A 23,985-nucleotide genomic window follows, 5' to 3' on the forward strand; every position below is an offset into this window, starting at 1 on the left:
ATCACATACATACTAATAGGTGTCAAATTTTGTGCAATTAAAAGAAGCATTAAAATTACTGCGTAAAAACCGCGTCGTAGCTATTTACGGTAGAAGCGGAGTTGGGAAATCGCATTTTGCGCTAACTCTAGGGGAAAAAGCAGGTAAGCAGATAAATGCAAAGGTTGCAGGGGTGACAGGGGATCAATTTCGTCAGCATGCATCCTTTCATCCTTTTGAACAGCAGAACTATCTAGATTCTTTACGCAAATCAAAAGACGAAATTCTTCAATTCGGCTCAGTCGCACTAGGAGCTGTTGTTCCGTGTTCCAAAATCTTTTATTCGTTTTATAAATTAATTAAAAAGCTATTTGTCTCGCAAAGGACTGCATCTACTGGTTTTACCCAAGAAGAAATAGAAGGAGCGCGTAGCTTCGCTACTAAGTCATCAGAAGAAAGAATATTTATTTTCGATAATTTCCATTTCTGGGATAGTAAGTCTCTCGATTTCGCCAGAAAGATAATTCTGACCAGAAATAAAATGAAGACATATATTATAATTGTCTGGACAGAATACGACGTAATTCAAAGTGTTAATTCTTATCATTCAGTTATAGAAGGATTTTTATTTGATCTAAAATTTCATTTCAAAGGATTGCCAGACAATGAACTTCAGCGACTTTTTTTAAATGATCTCTCCTCTGATCATGCGGCTACTATTTTAGACTGCGCTGGAGCGAATATTCCACTTATTAAACGGTTAGCGCAATTGGCAAAGGATCATACGAATAATTCGGGTATAAATGATATCCTGAGCAATGCAGCTGTTGAAATAAAAGTAGAAAGCTTGTTTGCGGTCTCAGAGATTGCTCAAGAGCAACGGGCTCTTGGATCTCTTGCTACTCTTGGATCTGGGACACCTTTGCGAGATATCGCATGCTCGCTGGATCTATCGGTAGATGAAGTGTGCCCTATCCTTGAATGGGGAATTCAACATGATTTGATAAACGTTCTGGATTCACACCAAGTCGTTTTTATTCATGACTTATATCAACGACTTTTTGACACTCCAGCCATTCTCACTCCCAAGTTTTTACATAGAATTAATTTATGCTGTTCACTTGGATTACCAGACGAATATGAGAAGAGATTGGCTATCTCTTGCAGAGGGAGCAATAGAGATTATACTTTATCTCTAGCTATTTCTTTTATTAGGCAGCACATTCTTAGTTGGAATGAAGGGAAATCGGATATAAAATGTGAACTTAATCGAATTCATCAGGTTATGAAAGGAAAGTATGCATTAGAAATACAAAATTTATATACAGTAATATCCGAGATTCTTAGACATGCTTCAAATGGTAGGTATGCTGAAGCTGCATCAATCGTATCGTTCACAAACATTGCCACTTCACCTGAAATATACGTTGAAGAAGTTGTTGTTTTTTCTCATTATGCATACATGTCTCGCGACAATTCTTTAAGGCTTTCGGCTATTGAGAAGTTAATGTCGGTTCGTGAAGTTGCCCAAAAGGAAGCAGAGAGATCTTTCATTGTTTCAACAATGCTTACTTATGGCTTGTCACTTGAAAATAGACTGAAAGAAGCCACAGCAGTTCTGGCTGAAGAAGAATCTAGATTAATTTCTTCTGCTGATCGTTTTCATGAAGCATTTTATTATATAGCGATATGTGAGCGGATCTCTTTGTCTTGTTATGGTAATGATCTGGCCCGTTTAAGGTTGGAGAGATCTTTTTCCAGTCTTGAGAGTAAATTTTATGAAGATGGATATTTGAAGCGCCCTGACGAAATTATTAAATGTGCAACAAATCTTTGTTCAGCATACATTATAGGTAATTCGGTCGAGCGAGCACACAAGGTAATCAATTCAGCACAGGCAATATCTCAAACAATTGATTTCAGTTGGTCTACAGCCCCAAGTTTTCTTTTAAATAACGAGATGGTTGTGAATATACATATGGGAAAAGCCGACTATGAGAAATATGCAAATTCATGGATGCTTCTTGCTGGACGAAATATACACGCAAAATTGTTTTTTCTCATAAATGCTCTTGCGTGCTTTTTGGAGACAGAATCCTGTCAACTCGGAAGTTTATCTATCAACAAAGTAATTGAGAAAATACTATTCTCACTAGCCGATAGCAAAGATTTGGAATCATTTATAGCTTACATGGCGCATGTTACAATATGGCAGACTTTGATTTGCCTTAATCTAGAAGGAAATAAACACTTACACCTTAAGGAAGCTACAAAGTTTGTTTCTGAAATTCCATATGTAAATGGCGATTACTTTAGAGTGCGTCATGATGCTCTTGTTGAATCAGCTAAGAAATTGAAAGAGGTACACATGATTAAATGGCAAAAAGCTGCGTTTGACAAAATTCCAATACATACTTTGCCGTACTTCTATAGACGTATTGCTCATTTTAACCCGATAGAACACTGGCTTCCATACTAGTTTTTTTAGCTAAGATTCGTTGTATATTTAGGGCTAGCATTAATTCCCAAGCGTCAAAATTAGCTCCCGATGCTTTCAATGACTGAGAAATGGCATGCCCTTCACCTAATCCTGGGACTTCAGCCATATCGAAGAGTCTAGGAGTTCCTAAAGAATCAATCCTAAAATCCATTCGTGAAATAATATCGATATTAAGCCATTCCATAGCCTCAGCTGCAATTTTTGAAATTTTATGTGATATTTTTGCAGAAGAAAAAGGTTGAAAATAATGTTTTTTCAACGTGTTCAATTTAAACCCAATGGGTCTTCCAACTGACCATTCAGGTGTTTTAATTTTAATCTCCATAGGAGTGAAAACTAAATAATTTGAAAACAATTTAAAAACAGGGGTATATATTTCAGGACCCTCAATGAACTCCTGAACTATCAGTTCATCTAAATATGTTTCATCACATATTTTGATACATTCTTCTTCAACTTCCTGAATGCTTTTATTTTTCAGTACAGGCTCATTTGATACTCCTAGCCCCCATGCTTCGGTGTTATTTTTTATGATTAAATCAATCCCGCTTTCAGGGCTAATAGACGATATCCAGCCTTCCTTCTTTTTAAATAACCAACTGCGGGGAGTAGGTATGCCATTGGATTGTAGTATAGTGGTAGAAAGGTACTTGTTCCACCCCAGAACTCGACCCGTAACTCCTGAATTTGAATAGTTTATAGAGCGAAGATCACAGATAATTGGTAACAAACATCTAATACCTTCAGTTGTAGAACTTTTCCCACCGCTGTATGCAATTTGAATTGGCTTGGTCCAATCAATCGCCTGAGTAGAAACTCCGGCAAGAAAATCAGAGTCAGAAAGGTATAGACTATGCGAGAAACCAAGCTCAGCGATCCTCAACAAGGCAATATTCGTTTTAGCCTCTGAATCGGCCCGAAATGAAATATGCGCATGTTCATCCTGATCAGTTTTTCTAACTGAATTGTCTAGGTTTGCTATGTAATGAATATTAGTTTGCTTGAAGTAGGGCCTTGTGGACTCAATGATTTTTTCTGCTTCAGCTACCGCCTCTGATCCAATAAAAATTCTACTCATAATTTTTAGTTATTTTAAAGTTTATATTACTCAACAAATCAGTTGCTCATTAATTAAACTCAAACAACAGGAGTTATATTATCTTAAAAACAACGTCAAAGCCTTTTTAAATAATCATAAAATGATATTTATACATTTATATCCTGCCCCCTTCCTTACTTTATCTTTTAATCTGCCGTGAAGCCTTACGCCCAATCTCATTCCCAAAAACCTTAACATTCCGCCCAAACATCATCCGCGCAAATCCCTGCGCTACCTGTGCCGCTCCCGGATCATTCACGCTGAAGAAAATCTTATCGCCATTGTCTTTGACCATGGAACCATTCTTCAGTGTATAGAGCACGTTTCCGGAGGAATCTACACGCCAGGTCATATTATCCAGATTACGCTTTCTCGGATCGTCCGTGCGCTTGGCCTCCTCGGCCTGCAACTGGAGCATTTTGGAAATGGATAACAGCCTGCGCTTATCCTTCCAAGCCAGATTAGAATCAGTTCTGAACTGACTCTGTTTGAGCTTCAGGTCAGATACTTTTGATTCTGGGGTATTAAACACAGGTGAAGGATTGCTTTGGATCGGCTCCTTCTTCGACCGCAGGACCTTCAGGGCGATTTCATCACCACTCGCAGCCTTCCATTTCAAGAAATCGTTCCAGCGGTTAAACGGAGTTTGCTCACGCAGCTCCGCGCGCTTTCCGAACATTTCCTTTTTGAGTGCTTCGATAGCCTCTGTCTTTCTGCCGGCAGCAAGAGCAATTAGCCGGCTACGGTCTTTGATTCTAAGTTTTTTGTCATTCTTAAGAGCTTTGATCTTGCCGTCCCAATAGGAACTGGCCTGCTTCCAGCGACCATCCTGCTCCTCACGTAGATTCTCATAATCCTTTTTCCTGCCGGCAACAGCGGCACGGTATTCAGCATACAGTTCACTGCGGTGCTTGTGCAGTGGACGGGCAACGTATCTATCCTTCTCGCTGACCACGATCCCCTTGGTATACTGGTAGTGGCCGAGCTGCGCCTCAAGCTTGGACTTGGTAAAATTCCGATCAAGCCGGCTAGCTTTAATGGCCGTCTTGGAATGACGGTCCTTTATGCTGCAACCATTCCCGCGCAGACGGACTTCAATCCCGATCGCAGCAAGAGACATATGGAATTGGTGCCAGTCCTGCGCCTGATCCAAAGACTTCAAGATAAAGTCCTTGCGTTCCTTCACGTATGAATCAAAGGACTGCTGGCCGGAATGCGCCTCATAGGTCGTTGCACGGTCATTACTGCGCTTGGGCTCCTGATCTTTCTTCCTACCATTATCGAACTTCAGGGCGAACTTCTGCTCCAACTCACGGTGCAGCCGGTCGCGCTTGTAAAAATCTCGATAAGGCTCGTAGCGGGTCAGCTTCTCCGGATGAATCATATTATATGCGATGTGCATATGAATGTTGTTGGTATTCTTGTGGACACCGCAATGCCGCTGGTGCTCCTCAAAGCCCAAGGCCTTGGAGAACTCTTGCTCGATCTCTTTGAAATCCTTCTCCGTGAGGACGGATTCATCTTCCGGCCTGAAGGAAACTATCAGATGATAGGTCTTTTCCTTGCGAGTACGCTGATTCAGATCCTGAGTATCGAGAACCTCCTGAATCGCCAGCTCGTAATCTTCACCAGCCCAACAACCGGCGCACCACAACATCAAGGTCTTTTCACCCTTGTGCTTGGCATCGGCAATGTAATCGGCCAACCGCCGATAATTGTCATTCTGAGGCTTACAAGAAATCCTGCGGCTAATCATATTGTCCGAACCTTCTGAACTATTTCCTTCTGAAGCCGGCGGAGATCTTCCAGCAAAGCTTCAACATCCGTGCGGTGCTGGTCATCATCAAGAATCCACATTTTAAGCAGACCGCCCAAACGGCCCTGATCGGCATTGAGTTTTAGCAGCTCCAGACGAGCCTGCTGATCAGTACGGCTCTTGATTTCATGTCCCAGACAAACGGCCTTCGCAAAGGCAGACCGCGACAAACTGCACTGCTGTGCGGTCGCGCTGATCTGCGCGTATTCCTCTTTGGAAACGTAGGTTTTAATGACTTGCTTCTTTGAGGGCATTTGTCTTACCGGATTCATGGTTGATGCCTTCCCAGATAAGACTTACTGCGTGGGGAACATAAGATTTAGGCAGGCACTCCAGTGATTCAATGCACATGTCTCCACACAAATTAACAAGCAGCTCATCACGAGTGGACTGGCCGCAATAAGCCCAGTAATCAAGCAACCCGTTGACCGGAGACAAATCGTCTTTCGAACATATGTCCTTACCGCGCATTTTGGGCGGGACAATGCGCATACACATTCTGAGATAAGTCCATGCACTACTCATGGCCAAGGCATCCATTTCATAAAGATCAGGAACCCGGATAGCCCCTTCAATCTGCCTTTTGCCCTGCTCCCAGCTGATACCTTCCAAAAAACACCAGTAACGCGCTACACCCTCAAATGACCTTACTGCTTCAGGCGTTGCCTTCTTATACTGAATCTTCCCCTCCACCGGCGGGATCGTAAGCTTGGCTTCCATGGCATTGAAGGCTTCAAGAAACTTGATTTTCCATTCCATGGCCTTCTTACCGGTAAACCCCATGGCGAGGAGGGAGAAGCCGTCACGGGTCATGTTGAACGAGGGCTGCTCTTTGTTCTGTTTGTTGACATAGGAGGACGGCTGAAAATTCAGCTGTCGAAAATCGTCCGGAATTTCCAATTCATTTATGGATTGCAGAACATTCTTATGCTGCTTTTCAAACAGTTCAGCCACAACTAAAGACGATGCCATTGGCTGATTATTCTCCATCACCAATTCAACAGCACTTGATATTTGTCCGTTTTTATTAGCCTTTTTATTCATCACATATACTCCACTTAGTTTGCAGTTAATGTCAGTCCAAAATTCAGCCGTCCTGAATTTCGTCAGCAACATGCGTTGAGCCGAAGGCGAATAAGCCAACCTCAGCCCCAAGGCTGAGCAGGACGTAAGGGAGACCACCTGAAAAGGTGGGCCTACCTTACCTGTCCTGCCTTCGGACTCCGGGAGATTATATGAGATTTTCCGTTATTTCGGAACCCATTTTGAAAAATATCCTATAATAACAGATAGTAACCGATAATAACCAAAAGTAACCTATGAGAGCCGCAGAAAATTAATTTACATCGGTCGCCCCATTCTTAGGGACCTTAAAAGTAGCGGCTATGCAGCCTTCAGCATATTTCCTCCACCGGAATTGATTTTTAGTTGCAGCCACAGACGTATACTTGTTATAATTAAAAATATTTTCTCATCGTAAATGTAGCTGTGAAAAAAAAGCTAATTTGATGCAAAGTTAACCTTCCTTTAATTTGAAAATTGCTTAGGTGAACACCGCGATTTTCACAAAGAATGGGGACATAAACATGAACCTATTGGAACTTGATAAACTTGGTCCACATCAGCAGGGGAATAGCAATATTGTTAATTTTGCAGTATATTTACCATGGATTACTGCCAAAGAAGGATTTGCTGTATCAGTTAAAATCATACATGAACGCGACCAATTTATTCAAGATGTTCAGCCTGTTGCCTATTCATTAAATCATCTAAGTGATCATCCAACATACGGAGCTTACTGGGCTGGGGAAGTAAATATTGATTCTATCCAGAGACCTTCCCATTCACGAGGCTGGGGAAAGCCAGGGCGTTATGTTTACCGTTATGAAGTGAGCAACAAGGAGCGTATGCAGGCTGTAGATTGGGTTATTGATCCTTTTGCTCGCGAGTATGGCATAGGGAAAATGTCCGTTTTTACACTCGATTATGAACCATACACATGGAGTAGTTTTGAGAGTGCATGGAGAACTCCACTTTTATCAGACCTTGTCGTTTACGAATTGCATCTTGGAGAATTTTCCAATGGTATTCACGGTGCTTTTGAAAAACTTGACTACTTGGCAGATTTGGGAATCAATTGTCTTGAAATAATGCCCGTTAGCAACATTGTTGAATCCGTTCGCTGGGGATTCCAACCACTTGGTTTTTTTGGTGTTGATGACCGTTTTGGTAACCGAGCACTTATGCAGAAGTTCATTGATAAGGCACATCAAAAAGGGCTTGCTATAATTCTCGACGTGGTTTTTGGCCATACGGGAGATTGTTTCCCGTATAGCTATCTATATCGAGAACTTGGGTTCTCCATGAACCCTTTTCTAGGAAAATGTTTCGGAGCTAATTTCGGTTTTGGGGAACAGACTAATTTTTGTAGTGAATTTGTTGAAGATTTCTTTTTTACCGTTAGCCATCATTGGTTGGATTGCTATCATGTTGATGGGTTTAGATATGACTGTGTTCCAGAATATTGGGACCCACATGAGATGAAAGGCTACCATCGGTTGGTGTACAACACATACAATGAAGCTAAAGCAAATTTGAAAGTTGGGAAATGGCAACGGTTTAATGGATCTAATGGAGAAATTACTATCATTCAGTGCGCAGAGCAGCTAGAGCATCCCGTAGAAGCAACAGCGAATACATATGGAAATTGCACTTGGCAAAACCGAACTCTTGATTCTGCCACATCAGTAGCCTCTAATCGAGGAACGACACAGTCACAGGCTATACAGAAACTAGGACTGCACCTTGGACTTCATGATTTTTCTTCTGAAGTAACAATGAATGGTGAAACTCGCAGCAAATCAGCATTTCAATATATAGAAACTCACGACAAATCTCGCCTTATTAACTGTTTTGGGTTAATTCACAAAATTGATGACTACAAATTACTTTTTCCTATTGGAAAACGCGAAAAATGGTACAAGAACCAACCTTATTTGATTGCACTGTTACTTGCAAAGGGCATTCCTATGCTCTGGCAAGGGCAGGAATTGTGTGAGAATAATTCTCTTCCTCCTGACGGTGAAGGTAGAGTCGGCTTTTTGCGTCCGGTTCACTGGGAATACTTTTATGACAACTATGGAAAAGCAACACTCAATCTAGTTCGTTCCCTCCTTAAAATAAGAAAACGAGGTAACCAGTTTCGTATGGGAGACTATTTCTTTTTTAATGACTGGCAGAAATACTTATCCAAAGGATTACTCGTATATCGAAGGAATTATGGAGAACTAGAAAGCTTTGTGGCAATTAACTTTACTCAAACAGACCAAAAGGTACCCATCTCCTTCCGATTTAGTGGTAATTATGTTGAAGAATTACACAACAAAAAAAGACTTGATGGAGTAGAATCTGGCAAATCATATATTGTCGAAGTTCCGAGTAATTATGGGGTAGTGTGGACGTTAGCAACGTAATTTCAGGCATTCCCCCCTAAATCCCCCGATACTCCTCAGTCAGTACTCCAAGGATAAGACGGGCTAGGCCTTTCTGGATATGCTCATCGCTCAGGAACTGCATGGCCATATCTCTATGGGTTTCCATGCTGTCGATGACGGCCTCTTCTACGGCTACAGGGAAATCCCCTTTCATGGCCCATTCCGGTGTATTGTTATCCAGCTGTGCCATTACCCGCTCATTTTCCCGTAATTTATCAACAATAGTCCGTAAATAACTAAGCCCGTCACTATCTGTGAAATCTCCGCCGAAAAGTTCATTCATTCTGGCAATAATTTCTTCAAGGCTCTCGGTTTTAGGGGCACGAGGTACGCGTGACCCAACGGCAGAAGTCGGCCTAATCTTAATATTTTCACCGGGCTGTAATTTTATTGTTTCTTCTCTTTGCTTGGACAGTCTGTAATGGGTCATGATCACGTCAGAAAGATCAACATCTTCGTCTAAATGCTGCTCTCTCAATAATGGTTGCAGATGTCTTGCATAGATATTGAAAGATTCCAAGTCACGATCCGCATAATCCAGGATCTGACTTGAAAATTCATAAAATCTGATAAAACTTAGTAAGTCCTTTTTAAAAACGTCCAGAACATCTTTTGCGATATGCGCTTGTTTAAGGCTGTGTTCCGCGTTTTTAATCATTACAGTGTGTCCGGTTGCCTTAGCCTCACACAACTCTTTATCTGCCCTGCGCAGAACCTCCATGGACTCACGGTAACGCATACGATACCTTTCTAAAGCCGGACGGCAATGGGACATCAGAACATATTGTCCGACCTTTTCATCAAAAAAGGCCCTGACAAAAGCATCTACCTCAGAATCCAGATAAATCATTTGGGAATCTAGCTTTTCCTTAAGATCGCTAGCGAGGTTTGGATCAGAAACATCAGCCAGCTCGGCAGTCTGATAAAAAGGTTTAAAAGCCAACAAGATTTCTTCCGGCTTGTTTACGAAATCGAGAACAAAGGTCTGGTCTTTACCTGGGAAGATTCTGTTCAATCTAGAAAGTGTCTGTACAGCATCAACACCTGACAACTTCTTATCCACATACATCGCGCAAAGCTTCGGCTGATCAAAACCAGTCTGAAATTTATTGGCTACTATCATGACCTGATATTCGGCAGTATCGAAGGCTTTGCGCATATCGCGCCCTCTGAGATCAGAATTCATATTTTTTTCATTGAAAGAATCAACACCGTTCTCTTCGTCTACAACCTCACCAGAAAAGGCAACCATTGCCTGAATACCTTCGCAATCCTCTCGGTTGGCTGCAATATACTTATCAAAAGCAAGTTTATAGCGCACTGCAGCTTTACGGGAATCAGTAACCACCATGGCTTTGGCCTGACCATTAAGCATAGAGGCTACTCGTGACCTAAAATGCTCTATAATGACTTCCACTTTCTGGCTGATATTGTACGGATGCAACCTTACCCATCTGGCAATTGTACTAGCTCCCTTTCGGGCATCCACTTCTTCAGCTATTGCTCCATCCTTAAGCCCCAAACGACACGCCATATTGTAGGTGGTATAGTTCTTAAGCACATCTAAAATGAAACCTTCTTCAATGGCTTGGCGCATACTATAAACATGGAACGGCTGCGGTATATTATCCTTAGACGGCGGCAAGTCTGGATCAGGAGTACGACCAAAGGTTTCAAGAGTCTTAGATTTCGGAGTAGCAGTGAAAGCAAAGTAACTTATATTTTCAGAAGCCTTACGCGACTCCACTGCCGCATCAAGCAAATCTTCCGTTGATAATTCATCACCTTCTTCTCGCTGTTTTACGCCAAGGACCTCCCGCAATTTACGGGCAGTACTTCCGGTCTGCGAGGAATGCGCTTCATCTGCAATAATTGCGTAATTATTTCCTTTTAAGGAGGTTCTCTCTCTTAAAAGTTCCAGCACGTAGGGAAACGTCTGAATGGTCACAATAATAATGCGGGTGGCACTCTCAAGGGCATTTGCAAGCTGCTCTGATTTTGATCCGTCGCCCAGCTCACGGCTGATCCGGCTGACTAGTCCACTGGCGTGTTCAAACTGATAAATTGTATCCTGCAACTGAGCATCAAGCACGGTCCGATCTGTAACCACAATAACAGAATCAAATACCTTGCCGCCTTCCCCGTCATACAAAGAAGCTAGTTGATGGGCTGTCCAGGCTATTGAGTTGGATTTTCCTGAACCGGCACTATGCTGCACCAAATACTTATTACCCGCCCCTTCATAACCGGCTGCTTTGATCAGTCTGTTAACAACATCCCATTGATGGTAGCGGGGGAAAATCAAAGTTTCTTTTATGTACTTCCGTCCTTCCCAATCTTCTTTTTCCTCCTGCTGCAAATGCAGAAATCTACCGAGTATATGCAGCCAGTTATCCGGCAACATTACCCGTTCCCAAAGATAAGAAGTATCATAACCATCAGGATTTAAAGGATTGCCTTTACCGCCATCTGTGCTGCCCATATTAAAAGGCAGAAAGAATGAATCCTTTCCGGCGAGTCGAGTGCACATCCATGCTTCTTCCTGACTGACCGCGAAATGCACCAAGGCCCTTTTACCGAAGGAAAGCAAAGGTTCAGCGCGTCTGGTGGCCGGGTCCACAGGAGGACGATCATATTTATACTGGCGTATGGCAGCAGCAACAGGCTGCTTAAATTCAGACTTAAGCTCCAAAGTTGCCACCGGAATACCGTTCACAAACAGCACAAGATCCAAACGTCCGCCGTATCCATGCGGTGAATAAGTAACCTCCGGCACAACACGCAAACGGTTACAGCCATATTGACGCAAAGTTTCAGCATTCAAGCCGTGATCAGGTTTAAAACGGCATAGACGGATACGCGCACCCCGGTCTTTATAGCCATGACGCAAGACATCAAGTGATCCTTTTTTATCCAACCGACGAACCACACTACGAATTAAAGCTGCCTCAGTATCTTTGGGAAACATCTTACAGAACTTATCCCACTGATCCGGATGCGCTTCACGCATAAATCCGACAACGTCTTCATTATACAAAGCATGTTCACGATCATAATTTTCAGCCTTACCAACGATCCATCCATTGGCGGCAAGGGAATCAATAATATCCTGCTGGAACTGTTTTTCGCGTGCGTCTGCCATGTCAAAATCCTTTTTAGCTATTCCGGTAACTCATCTCGATAAATGGTTTGGCCTTCTCAAGATCTTCCATATTCCTCAAACGCACTTCGAGATTACCCGTTCCAAGGTGACCTATATTACTCTTATCGCAGGAGAAGCCTTCTTCCAGTTCAATTTTGGATGGATCAACATTGAGAAATAGCACTAAACAGGGGGCCGTCTTCCCCGTGTTAAAAAGAACACAAAGAAAATTTTTAAGCTTTTTGAAAGCCACGTACCATTTTAACTCTTTCTCTTGAACATCTTCACCAAGACTGAAAGCATATTCACGTAAAGCTTCGTAAAGTGAAAGAAGATCCTTACTGGCTTGCTGCACACTGTGTTTATGTCCTTCAGACCTTTCACCGTTGGGCATTACAACAGGACGAGAAGCCTTGCTTTCCTCAGTGCGGTTTACAAGTTCCAGCATCAGGTAATCTTCGCTGAACAGACGATAACGCAACAACTCAATATTACGGTTAATCTGCTGGACGGCGTATTCATCGTACCTGGTGAAGTCTCCAGCTATACACAACAGACGAGGCGCGGACCAATCAATCTTCCCAGCAACCTCCCGCCCAAGACGCTCCATGACCAGCAATTGAAAATCCGCTTGATGTTCCATGAGCCAATCAAGGTAAAAAAGGCCTTGATTGATGACGTTTTCATTCAGGTGTCGCTTGTATTCAATAATCACCGGGCAATTGTTTTCATCAAGCCCCAGTGAATCAATACGCCCGCCATGGCTTTTGCTGGTGCTAAATTCTGTAGCGAGGAAGCGTACACCGAGAAAGGTCTCCATATTGCTCTCAATGAGCTGCTGGAGCCACTTTTCAACCGGAGCAGCTTTGGGAGGCAGTTCAGTTACCTGCTGGGTATTGTATTGGAATAGTCTGATGTCACTCATGGTTTTCAATCCTTCTGAAGATTACTTTGACAAAAACACAAAACAACTAAGCAATTAGAAAAACAGCTATCAATGAAGCTACCGCTGCATACGGCACAATTTCACGAAAAATGGTTCTACAACGTCTACGGCTCTCAATATAACTGATAGTTTCCTCTATCTCGTCGATTAGACGAGACCGCCCACTATTCTTTTCCCATGACTCTTTAAGTCCCACCAAGATTCTTAAAGAGGGTTCATAATATTCTGAAAAATTACGCAACTCAAAAACGACAGCAAGCTGTCTATCAAGCATTAAATCGCTGTCTTTTTCTCCCTCTACCAGTTGCTTAACGAGCGCGTGGTATGTTTTAAAATGCTTATTTTTCAACTCCTGCCGTTTTTGAAAGAGATAAAGCAACGCTCCAAAGCTGGGAGGGATTACTGCAATGAGGACAGCGAATTGACCAGAGTTATTACCCAACCATTGCCAGACAGCTTGAATCATTAGCCTTCAGCCTTCCAATCCCGCACATCAATCTTCCCGGTCACAGCTGCTGAGATTAGGGCTGTGCGGCGTTCTTTGAGGAGGGTGATTTGTTTTTGTGCTAGCCTAACAGTTTTATCGATGCGGGTAGTTTCTATATTTAAAAAATTATTTATTTCGATTTGTTCCGCTTTCGAAGGAATCGGTAATATCAATTCAGAGAGGATGCCAATATTGATGACATCCATAGTTCCCCCGCGACTCATCAAACTCATCTGTTCAAAAGTAACTTTACTTCTTAAAAGACGTTTAAAAAAAACTGGAATAATACTATTCACCAGTGTGATTTTAATAAGTCGTGGATTAGTAATACCTCGTTCTGCATTGTCGGGGACAATCGCAATTTTCCCAAAAGAGCCAACACAGCTAATTAAAATATCTCCTGTAAAAACCGCATATTGTGTCATTTCAAGAAATTTTTCATTTGATATATAGTAGTCGCCAATAGAAAAATCATCTGCGATAACCTGCTCTTGCCCATAAACCTTAATTCCTGTTTTGGTATAATTATCTTTTATCAAAGAGGAGCCAAACGGACCTGCCTTCATTGATGAAGAAATTTGCTTTAATCGCTTTACCTCCCAATGCGCCGGAATTTCCCCCAACCACTCAACCCCGCTATCCTTCATCTCTACATCAGGATCAAGCCCCTTGGTCACGGCATGAGATATTACCGCCTGCCGCTTTTCCTTAAGCAGTTCTATGAGCTTTTCCTGCTTTTCGATTAAGCGGTCAATTTTGGCTGTTTCGTGGTCGAGGAATGCTGCTATTTGGGCTTGTTCTTCAAACGGTGGACACAAAATTGGCATGCGCCGCAAATCTGCAAATTTCATAGATTGGCGCAGTCCTCCCCCCATACTGTAAAACACTTTCACCAAATCGTAGCTATGCAACAACTTATATGCATAACTATGATAAATTTCAGAAGCTGCCTCAAGACATAGATAAGCAGAAGTTATAATACCTTTTTCTTTAACTTGACCTACCCGCAAACTACGCTTGTCATTTTGCAAATCTGTAAGACGCAGAATTATATTCCATAGCCCCACAATTTGGTATGTATTGAAAGATTCAGGTAATAAACCAAAATTATCTTCAATGTTGCGTCTAACTATGCTCCCATAACTAAGAGAGAGAACATTTGTTTCCTCCCCTTTATTATTTTGAACCCTTCTTTCTCTAAACAACCTAAAAGCTGGAAATATCTTCCACCTCTCCGGCACATCCCCCAACCACTCAACTCCAGAATCCTTGTAAGCCGGATATGGCTTGTACTTACCCATCAGGAATGAACCTCCCTCAGAAGGTCCATAATCTCGGCACTTACTGCGTCAAGCTCAGCATCGATCTCTTCCAGCGGACGAGGCGGCACATACTTGTAGAAATGGCGATTGAAAGGAATCTCATAGCCGACAATTCCGGGCTTCTTATCCTTTTCGTCAATCTTCTTCTCATCAATCCATGCATCGGGAACATGCGGCAAGACTTCACGAGCGAAGTATTCATCCACGGATTCAGAGAGAGGGACGTTCTCATAATCACGAAGAGACGGATCAGGCTCTATTTTACCCCCAACCATACAAATCTCGGCTTCCGGGTCATGCTTGGATAGATGCTTTTGGAGTAATTTGAACTGCGGAGCGGAAAGCGCCAGCCCAACATCTTTAAGGTCTTTTTTGAAAACATCACGGGAAAGATATTTCTCGTCCAGATCGGCAAGCGCGGAAAGTGTGGCCTCTTGAAGCTCTTCCGGCCACTTGGTCCATGGCTTGTCTTCTGTAAGCGCGGTAATGCGTGCTTCCTCATGGGGATAAAAAGCCAATTGCAAAGGACGCTCTACGGTAATGCGGCGATATCCAAAGGCGGTGGAATCAAAAATTTTGCAGGTGTCACCAGCTTCAAAGTGACCGAACAAACGGACTAGTTCATCAATCTGGTCATCATCAATCATTCTGCGCTTAGAGCCGAGAGACTTGCGCATAGGAACAAACATATCTGTAGCATTGATAAGCTGAACCTTACCCTTACGCTCTTCACTCTTCCGATTGCAAAGAATCCAGATATAAGTGGCTATTCCCGTATTATAAAACATGTCTGTAGGCAAAGCGATGATGCCTTCGAGCAGATCATTTTCAAGAATGTAGCGGCGAATCTCACTTTCTCCGGAACCGGCCCCGCCAGTAAACAAAGGTGATCCATTCAGAATAATACCGATACGTGAGCCACCTTCTTCTACGGGACGCATTTTGCTGACAAGATGCAGGAGAAATAGCAGAGAACCATCAGAAACACGGGGTAAGCCGGGTTCGAATCTTCCCTTATCCTTTTCTTTATGTTCATCATTGATGACTTTCTGCACCTTTTTCCAATCCACGCCAAAAGGAGGATTGGAAAGCATGTAATCAAATTTCTCATATGGCAGTTGATCATCAGACAGTGTATTGCCTAATTTAATCTGAGTAATGTCCTGAGCCTTGATGAGCATATCCCCCTTACAAATGGCGTAAGACTCTGGGTTAAGCTCCTGACCGTACACGCGGATAACTGCGTTCTTATTCATCTCTGACATAAGAGCAGTACCCTCAGAAAGAAAACCTCCGGTTCCCGCAGTCGGATCATAAAGAGTGCGTACAGCTCCATCTTGAGTCAAACTTTCATCGTCATCCATGAAAACAAGATTTGTTGCCAGATGTACTATGTCGCGTGGAGTAAAATGCTCCCCGGCAGTTTCGTTGGACGATTCAGCAAATTTCCGGATCAGCTCTTCAAATGCCAGCCCCATTTCAAAGTTGCTAATTTTTTGAGGGGAAAGATCCATATCAATAAATTCTTTCACCACCAGGAACAATAAATTGGCCTGATCCAATTGCTCAAGAAAATCTGAAAAATGAAAATGCTCAAAAATTTCTCTGGCTTCGGAACTAAAGGACTGCACATAAGCTTCAAGGTTATCGAGAATCTGAGTTTCACCAAGCTTACTGAGATTCATGGGGGAAGTATTATAAAATTGATGCTTAGATGCACGCTTAAGCATCTTCGGAAGAGCGTCTTGATCCTCTTTATATCGCTCGGCAGTCTTTAAAACATCCGCCTTTGTCGGCTCCAGAACACACTCAAGGCGACGCAGCAGAGTAAATGGCAAAATGATACGCCCATATTGAGATCTCTTAAAATCACCGCGCAACAAATCCGCGACAGCCCAGATAAGATTAGCAGTAGCTGTGAAATTGACCATTGATAATCCTTTATATTTTTAACATAAAAAGCAGAACTTTTTTATTTATGCTATTAATAGTATTGTTAATTCAGCACTCGAAATGCTTGTAATGGGAGAACTTCAAAAAAACAATTTTTTTGTTTTAAAACCGGGAGAGGACCGGGAGAGGATATGGAAAGGTATTTTTTAGAAAAAGTAAAAGGGTGCTAGACTATTAATCTAACACCCTGTATTTACTGTGGTAGGCCACGAAGGACTTGAACCTTCAACCAACGGATTAAGAGTCTCTAGCCAAAAACACTAAGTAATTAACTTAATTGGTAAAAAAGACACAAAAAACGCCCTTCTGTAGCCTTAAAAGGTGAGTGAATGGTGAGTAAAACAACCAAAAATCCCCCACCCGGAACAAGCCCGGACAGGGGATAAAAACACGTCAAAGAACGCGCTTAATTCTCTATCAAATTATCTATTTCAATATCTCGCCAACCACGGTCCGCCCCAGAATGGATTCAAAAACATGCCTGTAATCCTCTGGTGTTGCTCCACCATCCCGGCAGACCCTGCAGAAAGCGGCACGGGTTTCACTGCTCATCTGGCTTACATCAAAATCCTCATGGCTGCGCTTTCCCGGAATCTCACGGTGGATGGACACCCCGGCCTGTTCTTCGACTTTATGTATAACGTCACTCACTACAATTTCTCCTTGATATAAATTTTACCGGATTTAAATATACCCCCTTCACCGCTGACGGACATAGCCAACCGCTTGAGATCGGGGTTATCCTCCAACTCAATTTCTGCCCCGGTTATTTTGAGGTCTTCCCCATCAAGTTCTTGGGTATAACTGGCAGGGGTTAAATTGCAGCGGTTAGGAATTTTTACAATCTCGGTTCCGGCAGGTGCGGACGTAAGCGGGGTTTCAAGGGTTGCGGTAGTTATATATTCAGTCTGCGACCCGCTGAGCTTAAACCACCAGTCTTCACTCGCTCCACCAATCTGATCATCAGTAAAATTAGATATTGTATCCCCTCTGGTGGAACCAACACCAGTAACGTCCGAAACGGTAGTAAAAGCCGGGTTACCTGTTCCTGATTGATGTTCCAGTACTATCCAATAAGAGGCACCCACCGTCAGTTCTTGTGCGGTTTCCCACGCGAATTGATATTGATCCGAGCCATCAAGCGTTACACTTGACGTTTCCGCAATTAGACTTCCGGGGCTTCCATCAACATCAGTATAAAGTTGTCCTACAAGAACGTAATCGTTACCTGCTAACGTATCAAACAGCACGCTCTCGAGAAGATTAAATTCAGCAACAAATTTTACACCTAAATGTAACCCCGACACAGAACCGATGTTCCTTGCGCTTGATACAGTTTCCTCCCACGTTCCCGCTAACGCTGGGGTACTGTTATCAACCTCATTTACACCACTGATTTTGTGGTCAACTCCATCAATTTCAATGTTGTTATGTACGCCTTCCAGCACGAAAAGGTTATTCACAAGGGAAGTGGTGGAATCGAATTTCAGCTCGGAGGTAGTCGATCCTGCCCCCCAAACCAACGGGATTTCCTGACCCAGATACTCTCCGGTTACGCCTGCGCCTACCTTGAGTGCAAGGTCAGGCTGTTTGACTGCCTTTGTAGGGATATCTGGGAGAGCTTCTACAAGAGTTGTGGTATAAACTGGATTCGTTTCAGTATACAGACGAGTCTTCTCTTCCGCAGTCAAAATACGATTAAAAACACGAAACTGATCCATTGGTGTAGCTTGTGTTGTCCCTAGTTGATAAATAGAATACAGAACATTTACGTCAGTGTGGGGGTGGGGGCTTGCATTCTTTTTCTCGCCATTGAGATAAAAATTTGACCCAGCAGTCGAGGATTCCCAAATACAATGGTACCATTCTGTTTCTGGATCCTCAAAAGACCCCATTACCCCACCACCTTGTATCATGTAGTGGAGAGTTGATGCATCTGCTCTGTACACGCCATAGTTTTTATTTACAATTGGCGTTTGGTAATCATCACCAGACTCCGCGGAAAAAAACCAACTGGTTTTTGTAGCATCCCTTTTCAGCCAGATAGATAATGTAAATTCTTCGCCAAGAGGTATAGCGTTGGTGCCAGATACAAGAGCTTCGTTATTGGCTGCTGGTGGATTCAGAGCTTGTCCAAACTTACCAGTTGTATACCCAGAGGAAACATCAAATGTATAATCATCGTATGATCCAAGATCATTTACATTCCCATTAAATGAAACACAAGATACACACGACCCATCACCAAAGATGTCAAGAGTTGTTGACGCATCTACAGAATCATCAGTGACACTTGCAACAACACACTCTCCCTGATCCGTAATAATCACATCTCCGGAAGCAAGGAGTATTGCCAATTTCAGAATGGATTCGGTTGTGCCGTCCAGCAAAACCAGTTTGCCGTTGACAACCAGAATTTCAGGGATTGCGCTAACAACCTGATTCGTATTATCCGCACCGACTGAATGGGCCGGGGTATGTACGCCGTCTGCATCAACAGTAGCACCGGGATAGCCTGCGGAAGAATCAGCAAAGGCCATTGTCGGGCCGTCCTGCACAGGGACGTCTTTAACTGTGATGGAGTGTGTAGCAACCCCCGACTGCTGAAAACCCAGCTTTGCAGCATAAACGGTCATAATATAATCAGTGTCGGCGTCAACGTTAGGTGTTCCCCATGTGATTTGACCGCCTGACGCCGCAGCAGAACCGCCAGTTACGGAAACTTGATAAATGTTGCCGTCGACATGATTGGAGACAGTAATAACAGTGTTCTCCCCTTCGTTAGCAGAAGCGTCACCGGACAAAACAGGGACCGGAGTAATTTTTAAAGTCTCCGCAGCATCAACCGCAATATCTCGGGCTGCTACCGCTTCATTTCTGGCAACAACCGCTTCGTCTCGTGCGGTCCCGGCCTGAGTCACTGCCAGATTGCTCTGCCCCTCTACCCATTCACGGGTGACAGGTGCACACTGTGCTGGCTCCGCTTCATAGGTAAGTATGGGGTCAACAAGAGTCTTGTTTTTCAGAATCTGTGTATCGTCAATCCCGACAATTGCCGAGGCTGTGCCGTGGGAGTCGGTGCGGTTTTTGTGACTATTTAGGTGAATCAGGGCCTGTTCAACCCTTGCTTGGTTTTTCTCCAAGATAGAGCTTTTTACAGAGTCCCCGCCGGGAGTGGTGTCAATGCTGTCCGCATCATAGCTGTAATCACTTTCTACCATGTTTCACATCCTGTGAAGTTGTTCACCTTTGGTGAAGCTGTGCACGTCCTGTGCTTATTTGAGAGAATTCAGGTATTGGTTAATTTCGTTTTCAATTTCAGGGTTCAGCTTTGCGATTACGGGCAATTTCAGCAGCTGACTTTTCATACTGCCGGGAACAACCTGTGCTAACTTGGCCCCATCCGTGAGCCACTTTACAAAGCCGGGGTTAGTGATCAGCTTTGCTCCTGCATAAGGGGAAAGTGACACAGCAGCCCCGGAAATGGCACCACCAACACCACCTGAAGCAAACCCGGTCAACGGCATCATATATGTTGCCATTGTTCCTATGGCCTGCCCGGTCCTTGAATTATTCGCCATAGCTGCAACGTCTTTCTGAGAGGCAACAACCCTGACGAGCTTATCTAGTTCATTAGGAAGATTGTTATATCTGGACCCCTGAAAAAGAGCCGCCTTTGATTCCGGGGCAAGCCTGTTCCAGTTGGTCAAAAAGCTGTTTACGCTGAAAGCCTCCCCTGCAACGTCCTGTTTGCCGGGGGTTGCTCTGCCAAGCCTGCCGAGTACCGTACCCGCTACAGTGTCCCACTCTTCCGGCTGAAAGTTTCTGCGCAGAATAGCAAGTCGTGACCCGCCGTCCTTTGCCCCGGAAACAGCCAGATTAAATGCAGCTTCATCGGTCTTGGTTTGCAATACCTTTTCAAGCGTAGGAATATTGTGTGTCATTTGCTGACGGTAATAACGGTTTGCTAGCTGATAAGCCTTCTGAGCATTGCCCCCTTTCGCCATAGCTGCGGCTTCAAGGTCATTGGCCAACGCTCCGTATAGCTGCTTCAACTGCGCTCTGTTCACATCATCTACAGCGTTAAACTTGTCCCCAAGAGCGTTGCCTATCTCGGTCCTCAGTCGTTTCAGGGTTTGGAAATCCAGAACACCGTCCGGCGCATCCTTTGCAACCCTTCCGGCTATGTCCTGTAATCCCTTGGTGAATCGAACCCCAAGGTTTGGAGCATCGGCAAAGCTGGCGAGTGTATTCTGTAAGTACGCCTGTGCATTTTCAATTGGCACCTCTTCCCCTTTGGGAAAATATTCGTCTACGGCATTGTATAGGGTTCGGGAACGTCCCTTAAAGCGATTTACTGCGGCCTCTGCTGCACCTTTAATGTGCTCCCCTGCCCCCTGCGGAGTGAGCACAGGACCGTATTCATTTGCCAAAGACCTTGCCGCTGCTGCCGTATCATCAACGGTTTGCGTTGCTGCTTCCTGCATGGTTCTGGCTGAAGCTGGCAATTGAGAAAAAGCCTGCTCTGTGGCCTGTACAGCATTGTTGCCGGAAATTGCCCCGGCAGACGGCCTTACTCCAAGGTCTGAATAATCCTGTGCAAGCTGCTTAGCTCCAGCCCCGGCAAGACGGTTTTTAACCGGAGCCAACATGCCCTTAACTACAGGCCGAGCCACATCAACAGCAGTATCGAAAGCTTTAGGGACAACCGCCCCCATAGTCGCATCTACCGCAGAATCGGTCATGCGCTCCTGAAAGGTTTTGCTTGGGCCTCCAAATAGATACTCTTTTCCAAGATCATAAATTTGTCCGCCCATAGCATCACCCAAGCCTCCTCCGATATAAGCACCGCCGGGCATGGGGGAGGCCAGCCCCAAACCGCCCCCAATCATCCCGCCCAGCATTTGTGCTCCGACTCGACCCCAGTCAGTACCTGACTCTCTGGCTTCAACCGGATCAGGGTTTACACCGACCTTCTGGGCAAAGTCGTTAAAAGACATGTCAGAGTAGAATTTTTTATGAAGTCCCTGTGCAAGTTCAAGATCGCTTACATCTTCGTATTCAGGATACTTTTCACGGATAGTCTTAATGTCCATTATCTAATCCCCAGAGGGTCAGGGTTGTTTTGTTGTGTTTTCGGCGGCTGCTCCTGAATGCCGAGATTCTTTTGAAACTGAGCTTTTTTGCGCTCCAGCAACTTGCGGACCTCCTGATAAGAAGCAAGCAATGCATCTTGTCTATTGGCCCATTTGAGAGGGTTACCGGGAACCTCTGTTGGGTTCAGAAGTATTTGGTCCATAAGCTCAAGGTCAGGACCGTTCAAAACTCCAAGATTCAAGAGTTCCTTCATTTCCATTTGAACGCCACGGTGTGCAGCCTCCATTTGGGCCACAGTTTCTGCATTGAATCCGGTCGAAGGTTCCCAGCCATACTGATTTACAAGCTCTTCAAGACGATCAAGAGAGTTGCTAACCCCCTCTGTCGCTCCCAAAGCCTTGCGGTTATCTCTAACTTCAGTTGCAGACAGCTTCACTCCGCCGGGACCGACAATTACGCCGCCACCCTGATTAATGTTAACTGCCGCAGGCTTTGAGACTTTCCAACCTGTTGGAATCGTGTTGCCCTTGATGATGTATTTTTGGTTCCCTGTTCCGTCCTCAATCACATCAAACTTAGGAGTCTTGCCGAGGGCTGAATACTTCGCGTTGATAGCTGCGATTGTTGCAGCGGTATCAATCTTGGTCTTCCTTTGCTGCTCCGGGGTCTGGTAATTCATGGCCTGAGGCGAAACATAACCGTAAGGGTTAAAACCATATTTAGATTCTAGCTCTCGGCTATCTCTGCCATATATTTCGGCATCACCTTGAAGTTGACCTGAGAAAGCCAGTGAATTTGCTTGCCGGGTTAAATCTGCAATGTCGTTGCTTCGTTTTGTCTGATCTTTTTGAAAGTCGAATTGCAACTTTCGAAAATCCCGGTCTTTTTGCTGCTCCTCACGCAAGGTCTCGTAGCGCTCTCTTCTGGTGCTTCGATCCTGACCTGTATTAAATGCGCTCAAAAAGTTTTGCATAAAGGCGTTTGCGCCCTGTCCGTCCATACTCCCTCCTAGTTAAAAAGGCCGCTCATCCAATCGCCGAACCAATCAGACCCGGCGACAGCACCAAGGCCAGCACCCGCCGCACCAAGCCAACCATTAGAACTGTTAGTGCTGTTGGTGTTTCTAACGGCATCATAGTTCCTATCGGCTGCATACTGATTTGCCTGTGCTTGCATTTGAGCGTTAGCAGAAGACCCCGCCCCGGCTGCAAGGTTGGCGGAGTTGTCGAAAATGCGCTGTTCTCCAGTCATGTCCCAGTTCTTCTGGGCTAGGTCGTAGGCAAATTTGCTGTCAATCTGTCCGTTGGTCCAATTGCGCTGGTTTTCAGCTTGCCCGTAATCCCATGCCAACTTGCCTTTATTGAAATCGTCCTGACGCTGGGCATTCATAAGCCCGAACTTAGCAACGTTCTCGTTCTCTTGTCTCATGCGGTCCATGTCGGTTTGCTGCATTTTGTACCGCTGGGCAACAGCGTCAGACAATCCAGTATTCAAAGCTCGTTGGTTGTAGCCCATAGCATCGGACATAAGGTTGTTACCGACTGATCCGTACATGCCGTTGTTACCGAAAACGTTTTGAGTGTTCACGATCGCTTTGCCATAAGCATCGTAGGCGGGTTGCTCGTATGCCTTCTGAAGGGCATCATAATCACCACCCATCAGCGGCCCGGTAGTCTGGTATTGTGGGGCCTGCGTCTGCTGGTAATAATTCATCTGTGTCGGGCCTTGTTTCTGATCGCCCGTATAGGTGGGGTACGCCGGGGTTTTCATCCCGTTAAGGGTGGACTGAGCCTTATTCAGGGCTGAGTTTACAACATTTTGCGCAGTGGTGTTATTGCTCCCGTAAGGAGTGTAGGTATCTGCCATAATTCACTTCCTGTGATTTTTGCACGTCCTGTGCGTTGGCTTATTGAAAAAATTAGCTGCTTCGTTTAGAGGGTTAGAGAAGGAGTTTTTATGAAAAATATAATACTTATTTGTTTAATTTTATTTTTGGTTAGTGGATGTGGAGGCGTTGCCGGGCCATTTTTAAATAACTTAAAGAATTGCCCTGATGAATCATGCTTAATTTCATACGCAGGCTACCCTAGCTCACAAAAAAAACTTAAAAACTGAAACACTCTATATACTTGGTCTGCAAGCAAGACATC

General features: G+C 44.1%; 17 protein-coding genes. 3 read left to right on the plus strand and 14 right to left on the minus strand.

Going from position 1 to position 23,985, the window contains the following annotated elements:
• Positions 1-31 precede the first annotated feature (31 nt).
• The gene (locus ACKU41_RS05165; protein ID WP_321404464.1) at positions 32-2,458 is read left to right on the plus strand and encodes a hypothetical protein; all 2,427 of its coding nucleotides are present in this window, start codon (positions 32-34) and stop codon (positions 2,456-2,458) included.
• On the opposite strand, the gene ACKU41_RS05170 is transcribed toward ACKU41_RS05165, so the two are convergent.
• From ACKU41_RS05170 to ACKU41_RS05185, 4 genes are all read right to left on the minus strand, one after another.
• The gene (locus tag ACKU41_RS05170) at positions 2,427-3,557 is read right to left on the minus strand and encodes a hypothetical protein (protein WP_321404465.1); all 1,131 of its coding nucleotides are present in this window, start codon (positions 3,555-3,557) and stop codon (positions 2,427-2,429) included. The two genes, ACKU41_RS05165 and ACKU41_RS05170, sit on opposite strands and share 32 nt — an antisense overlap.
• A 160-nt stretch (positions 3,558-3,717) precedes the next feature.
• Positions 3,718-5,334 (minus strand): TraI/MobA(P) family conjugative relaxase, encoded by a 1,617-nt coding sequence (gene traI / locus ACKU41_RS05175; RefSeq protein WP_321404467.1) that lies wholly within the window; start codon positions 5,332-5,334, stop codon positions 3,718-3,720.
• Positions 5,331-5,648 carry a plasmid mobilization protein gene (locus ACKU41_RS05180; RefSeq protein WP_321404469.1) on the minus strand — a complete coding sequence of 106 codons (318 nt, stop codon included), beginning with the start codon at positions 5,646-5,648 and terminating at the stop codon, positions 5,331-5,333. The genes traI and ACKU41_RS05180 overlap by 4 nt, the downstream gene beginning before the upstream one ends.
• The gene (locus tag ACKU41_RS05185) at positions 5,623-6,438 is read right to left on the minus strand and encodes a Rha family transcriptional regulator (RefSeq protein ID WP_321404470.1); all 816 of its coding nucleotides are present in this window, start codon (positions 6,436-6,438) and stop codon (positions 5,623-5,625) included. The genes ACKU41_RS05180 and ACKU41_RS05185 overlap by 26 nt, the downstream gene beginning before the upstream one ends.
• Positions 6,439-6,980: 542 nt before the next feature.
• Here ACKU41_RS05185 and ACKU41_RS05190 point away from each other — a divergent pair.
• The gene (locus ACKU41_RS05190; protein WP_321404471.1) at positions 6,981-8,867 is read left to right on the plus strand and encodes an alpha-amylase family glycosyl hydrolase; all 1,887 of its coding nucleotides are present in this window, start codon (positions 6,981-6,983) and stop codon (positions 8,865-8,867) included.
• A 16-nt stretch (positions 8,868-8,883) separates the two neighbouring features.
• Here the strand turns inward: ACKU41_RS05190 and ACKU41_RS05195 are convergent, their stop codons facing one another.
• From ACKU41_RS05195 to ACKU41_RS05240, 10 genes are all read right to left on the minus strand, one after another.
• A complete protein-coding gene (locus ACKU41_RS05195) occupies positions 8,884-12,030 on the minus strand; it encodes a type I restriction endonuclease (protein ID WP_321404472.1) in 3,147 nt (1,048 codons plus the stop codon).
• A gap of 13 nt (positions 12,031-12,043) precedes the next feature.
• Complete coding sequence (locus ACKU41_RS05200; RefSeq protein WP_321404473.1) at positions 12,044-12,955, minus strand: DUF5655 domain-containing protein; 912 nt, start codon at positions 12,953-12,955, stop codon at positions 12,044-12,046.
• 46 nt (positions 12,956-13,001) lie between these two features.
• Positions 13,002-13,442 carry a hypothetical protein gene (locus ACKU41_RS05205; protein WP_321404474.1) on the minus strand — a complete coding sequence of 147 codons (441 nt, stop codon included), beginning with the start codon at positions 13,440-13,442 and terminating at the stop codon, positions 13,002-13,004.
• Positions 13,442-14,764 carry a restriction endonuclease subunit S gene (locus ACKU41_RS05210; RefSeq protein WP_321404475.1) on the minus strand — a complete coding sequence of 441 codons (1,323 nt, stop codon included), beginning with the start codon at positions 14,762-14,764 and terminating at the stop codon, positions 13,442-13,444. Before ACKU41_RS05210 ends, ACKU41_RS05205 begins: the two co-directional genes overlap by 1 nt.
• Positions 14,764-16,716, minus strand: coding sequence for a class I SAM-dependent DNA methyltransferase (locus ACKU41_RS05215; protein WP_321404477.1), 1,953 nt, complete (start codon positions 16,714-16,716; stop codon positions 14,764-14,766). The genes ACKU41_RS05210 and ACKU41_RS05215 overlap by 1 nt, the downstream gene beginning before the upstream one ends.
• A 448-nt stretch (positions 16,717-17,164) precedes the next feature.
• The gene (locus ACKU41_RS05220; protein ID WP_321404478.1) at positions 17,165-17,389 is read right to left on the minus strand and encodes a hypothetical protein; all 225 of its coding nucleotides are present in this window, start codon (positions 17,387-17,389) and stop codon (positions 17,165-17,167) included.
• Positions 17,389-19,959 carry a LamG-like jellyroll fold domain-containing protein gene (locus tag ACKU41_RS05225; RefSeq protein WP_321404480.1) on the minus strand — a complete coding sequence of 857 codons (2,571 nt, stop codon included), beginning with the start codon at positions 19,957-19,959 and terminating at the stop codon, positions 17,389-17,391. Before ACKU41_RS05225 ends, ACKU41_RS05220 begins: the two co-directional genes overlap by 1 nt.
• A 54-nt stretch (positions 19,960-20,013) precedes the next feature.
• A complete protein-coding gene (locus ACKU41_RS05230; protein ID WP_321404481.1) occupies positions 20,014-21,834 on the minus strand; it encodes a hypothetical protein in 1,821 nt (606 codons plus the stop codon).
• Complete coding sequence (locus tag ACKU41_RS05235) at positions 21,834-22,835, minus strand: hypothetical protein (RefSeq protein ID WP_321404482.1); 1,002 nt, start codon at positions 22,833-22,835, stop codon at positions 21,834-21,836. Before ACKU41_RS05235 ends, ACKU41_RS05230 begins: the two co-directional genes overlap by 1 nt.
• Positions 22,836-22,843: 8 nt before the next feature.
• Entirely contained in the window at positions 22,844-23,701 is an 858-nt protein-coding gene (locus ACKU41_RS05240) for a hypothetical protein (protein WP_321404483.1), read from the minus strand.
• 90 nt (positions 23,702-23,791) lie between these two features.
• On the opposite strand from ACKU41_RS05240, the gene ACKU41_RS05245 reads away from it, so the two are divergent.
• Positions 23,792-23,950, plus strand: a complete 159-nt coding sequence (locus ACKU41_RS05245) for a hypothetical protein (RefSeq protein WP_321404485.1) — start codon at positions 23,792-23,794, stop codon at positions 23,948-23,950.
• Positions 23,951-23,985 lie beyond the last annotated feature (35 nt).

This window comes from Maridesulfovibrio sp., from assembly GCF_963678865.1.
In the GTDB taxonomy this organism is placed as follows: Bacteria; Desulfobacterota; Desulfovibrionia; order Desulfovibrionales; family Desulfovibrionaceae; genus Maridesulfovibrio.

Excerpts from the sequence above, each read along its gene's own strand:
- ACKU41_RS05180 (WP_321404469.1), bottom strand. The coding sequence starts at position 5,648 with ATGCCCTCAAAGAAGCAAGTCATTAAAACCTACGTTTCCAAAGAGGAA.
- ACKU41_RS05205 (WP_321404474.1), bottom strand. The coding sequence starts at position 13,442 with ATGATTCAAGCTGTCTGGCAATGGTTGGGTAATAACTCTGGTCAATTC.
- ACKU41_RS05230 (WP_321404481.1), bottom strand. The coding sequence starts at position 21,834 with ATGGACATTAAGACTATCCGTGAAAAGTATCCTGAATACGAAGATGTA.
- ACKU41_RS05225 (WP_321404480.1), bottom strand. The coding sequence starts at position 19,959 with ATGGTAGAAAGTGATTACAGCTATGATGCGGACAGCATTGACACCACT.
- ACKU41_RS05170 (WP_321404465.1), bottom strand. The coding sequence starts at position 3,557 with ATGAGTAGAATTTTTATTGGATCAGAGGCGGTAGCTGAAGCAGAAAAA.
- ACKU41_RS05190 (WP_321404471.1), top strand. The coding sequence starts at position 6,981 with ATGAACCTATTGGAACTTGATAAACTTGGTCCACATCAGCAGGGGAAT.
- ACKU41_RS05215 (WP_321404477.1), bottom strand. The coding sequence starts at position 16,716 with ATGGTCAATTTCACAGCTACTGCTAATCTTATCTGGGCTGTCGCGGAT.
- ACKU41_RS05240 (WP_321404483.1), bottom strand. The coding sequence starts at position 23,701 with ATGGCAGATACCTACACTCCTTACGGGAGCAATAACACCACTGCGCAA.
- ACKU41_RS05195 (WP_321404472.1), bottom strand. The coding sequence starts at position 12,030 with ATGGCAGACGCACGCGAAAAACAGTTCCAGCAGGATATTATTGATTCC.
- ACKU41_RS05200 (WP_321404473.1), bottom strand. The coding sequence starts at position 12,955 with ATGAGTGACATCAGACTATTCCAATACAATACCCAGCAGGTAACTGAA.
- ACKU41_RS05235 (WP_321404482.1), bottom strand. The coding sequence starts at position 22,835 with ATGGACGGACAGGGCGCAAACGCCTTTATGCAAAACTTTTTGAGCGCA.
- ACKU41_RS05245 (WP_321404485.1), top strand. The coding sequence starts at position 23,792 with ATGAAAAATATAATACTTATTTGTTTAATTTTATTTTTGGTTAGTGGA.
- ACKU41_RS05185 (WP_321404470.1), bottom strand. The coding sequence starts at position 6,438 with ATGAATAAAAAGGCTAATAAAAACGGACAAATATCAAGTGCTGTTGAA.
- traI (WP_321404467.1), bottom strand. The coding sequence starts at position 5,334 with ATGATTAGCCGCAGGATTTCTTGTAAGCCTCAGAATGACAATTATCGG.
- ACKU41_RS05210 (WP_321404475.1), bottom strand. The coding sequence starts at position 14,764 with ATGGGTAAGTACAAGCCATATCCGGCTTACAAGGATTCTGGAGTTGAG.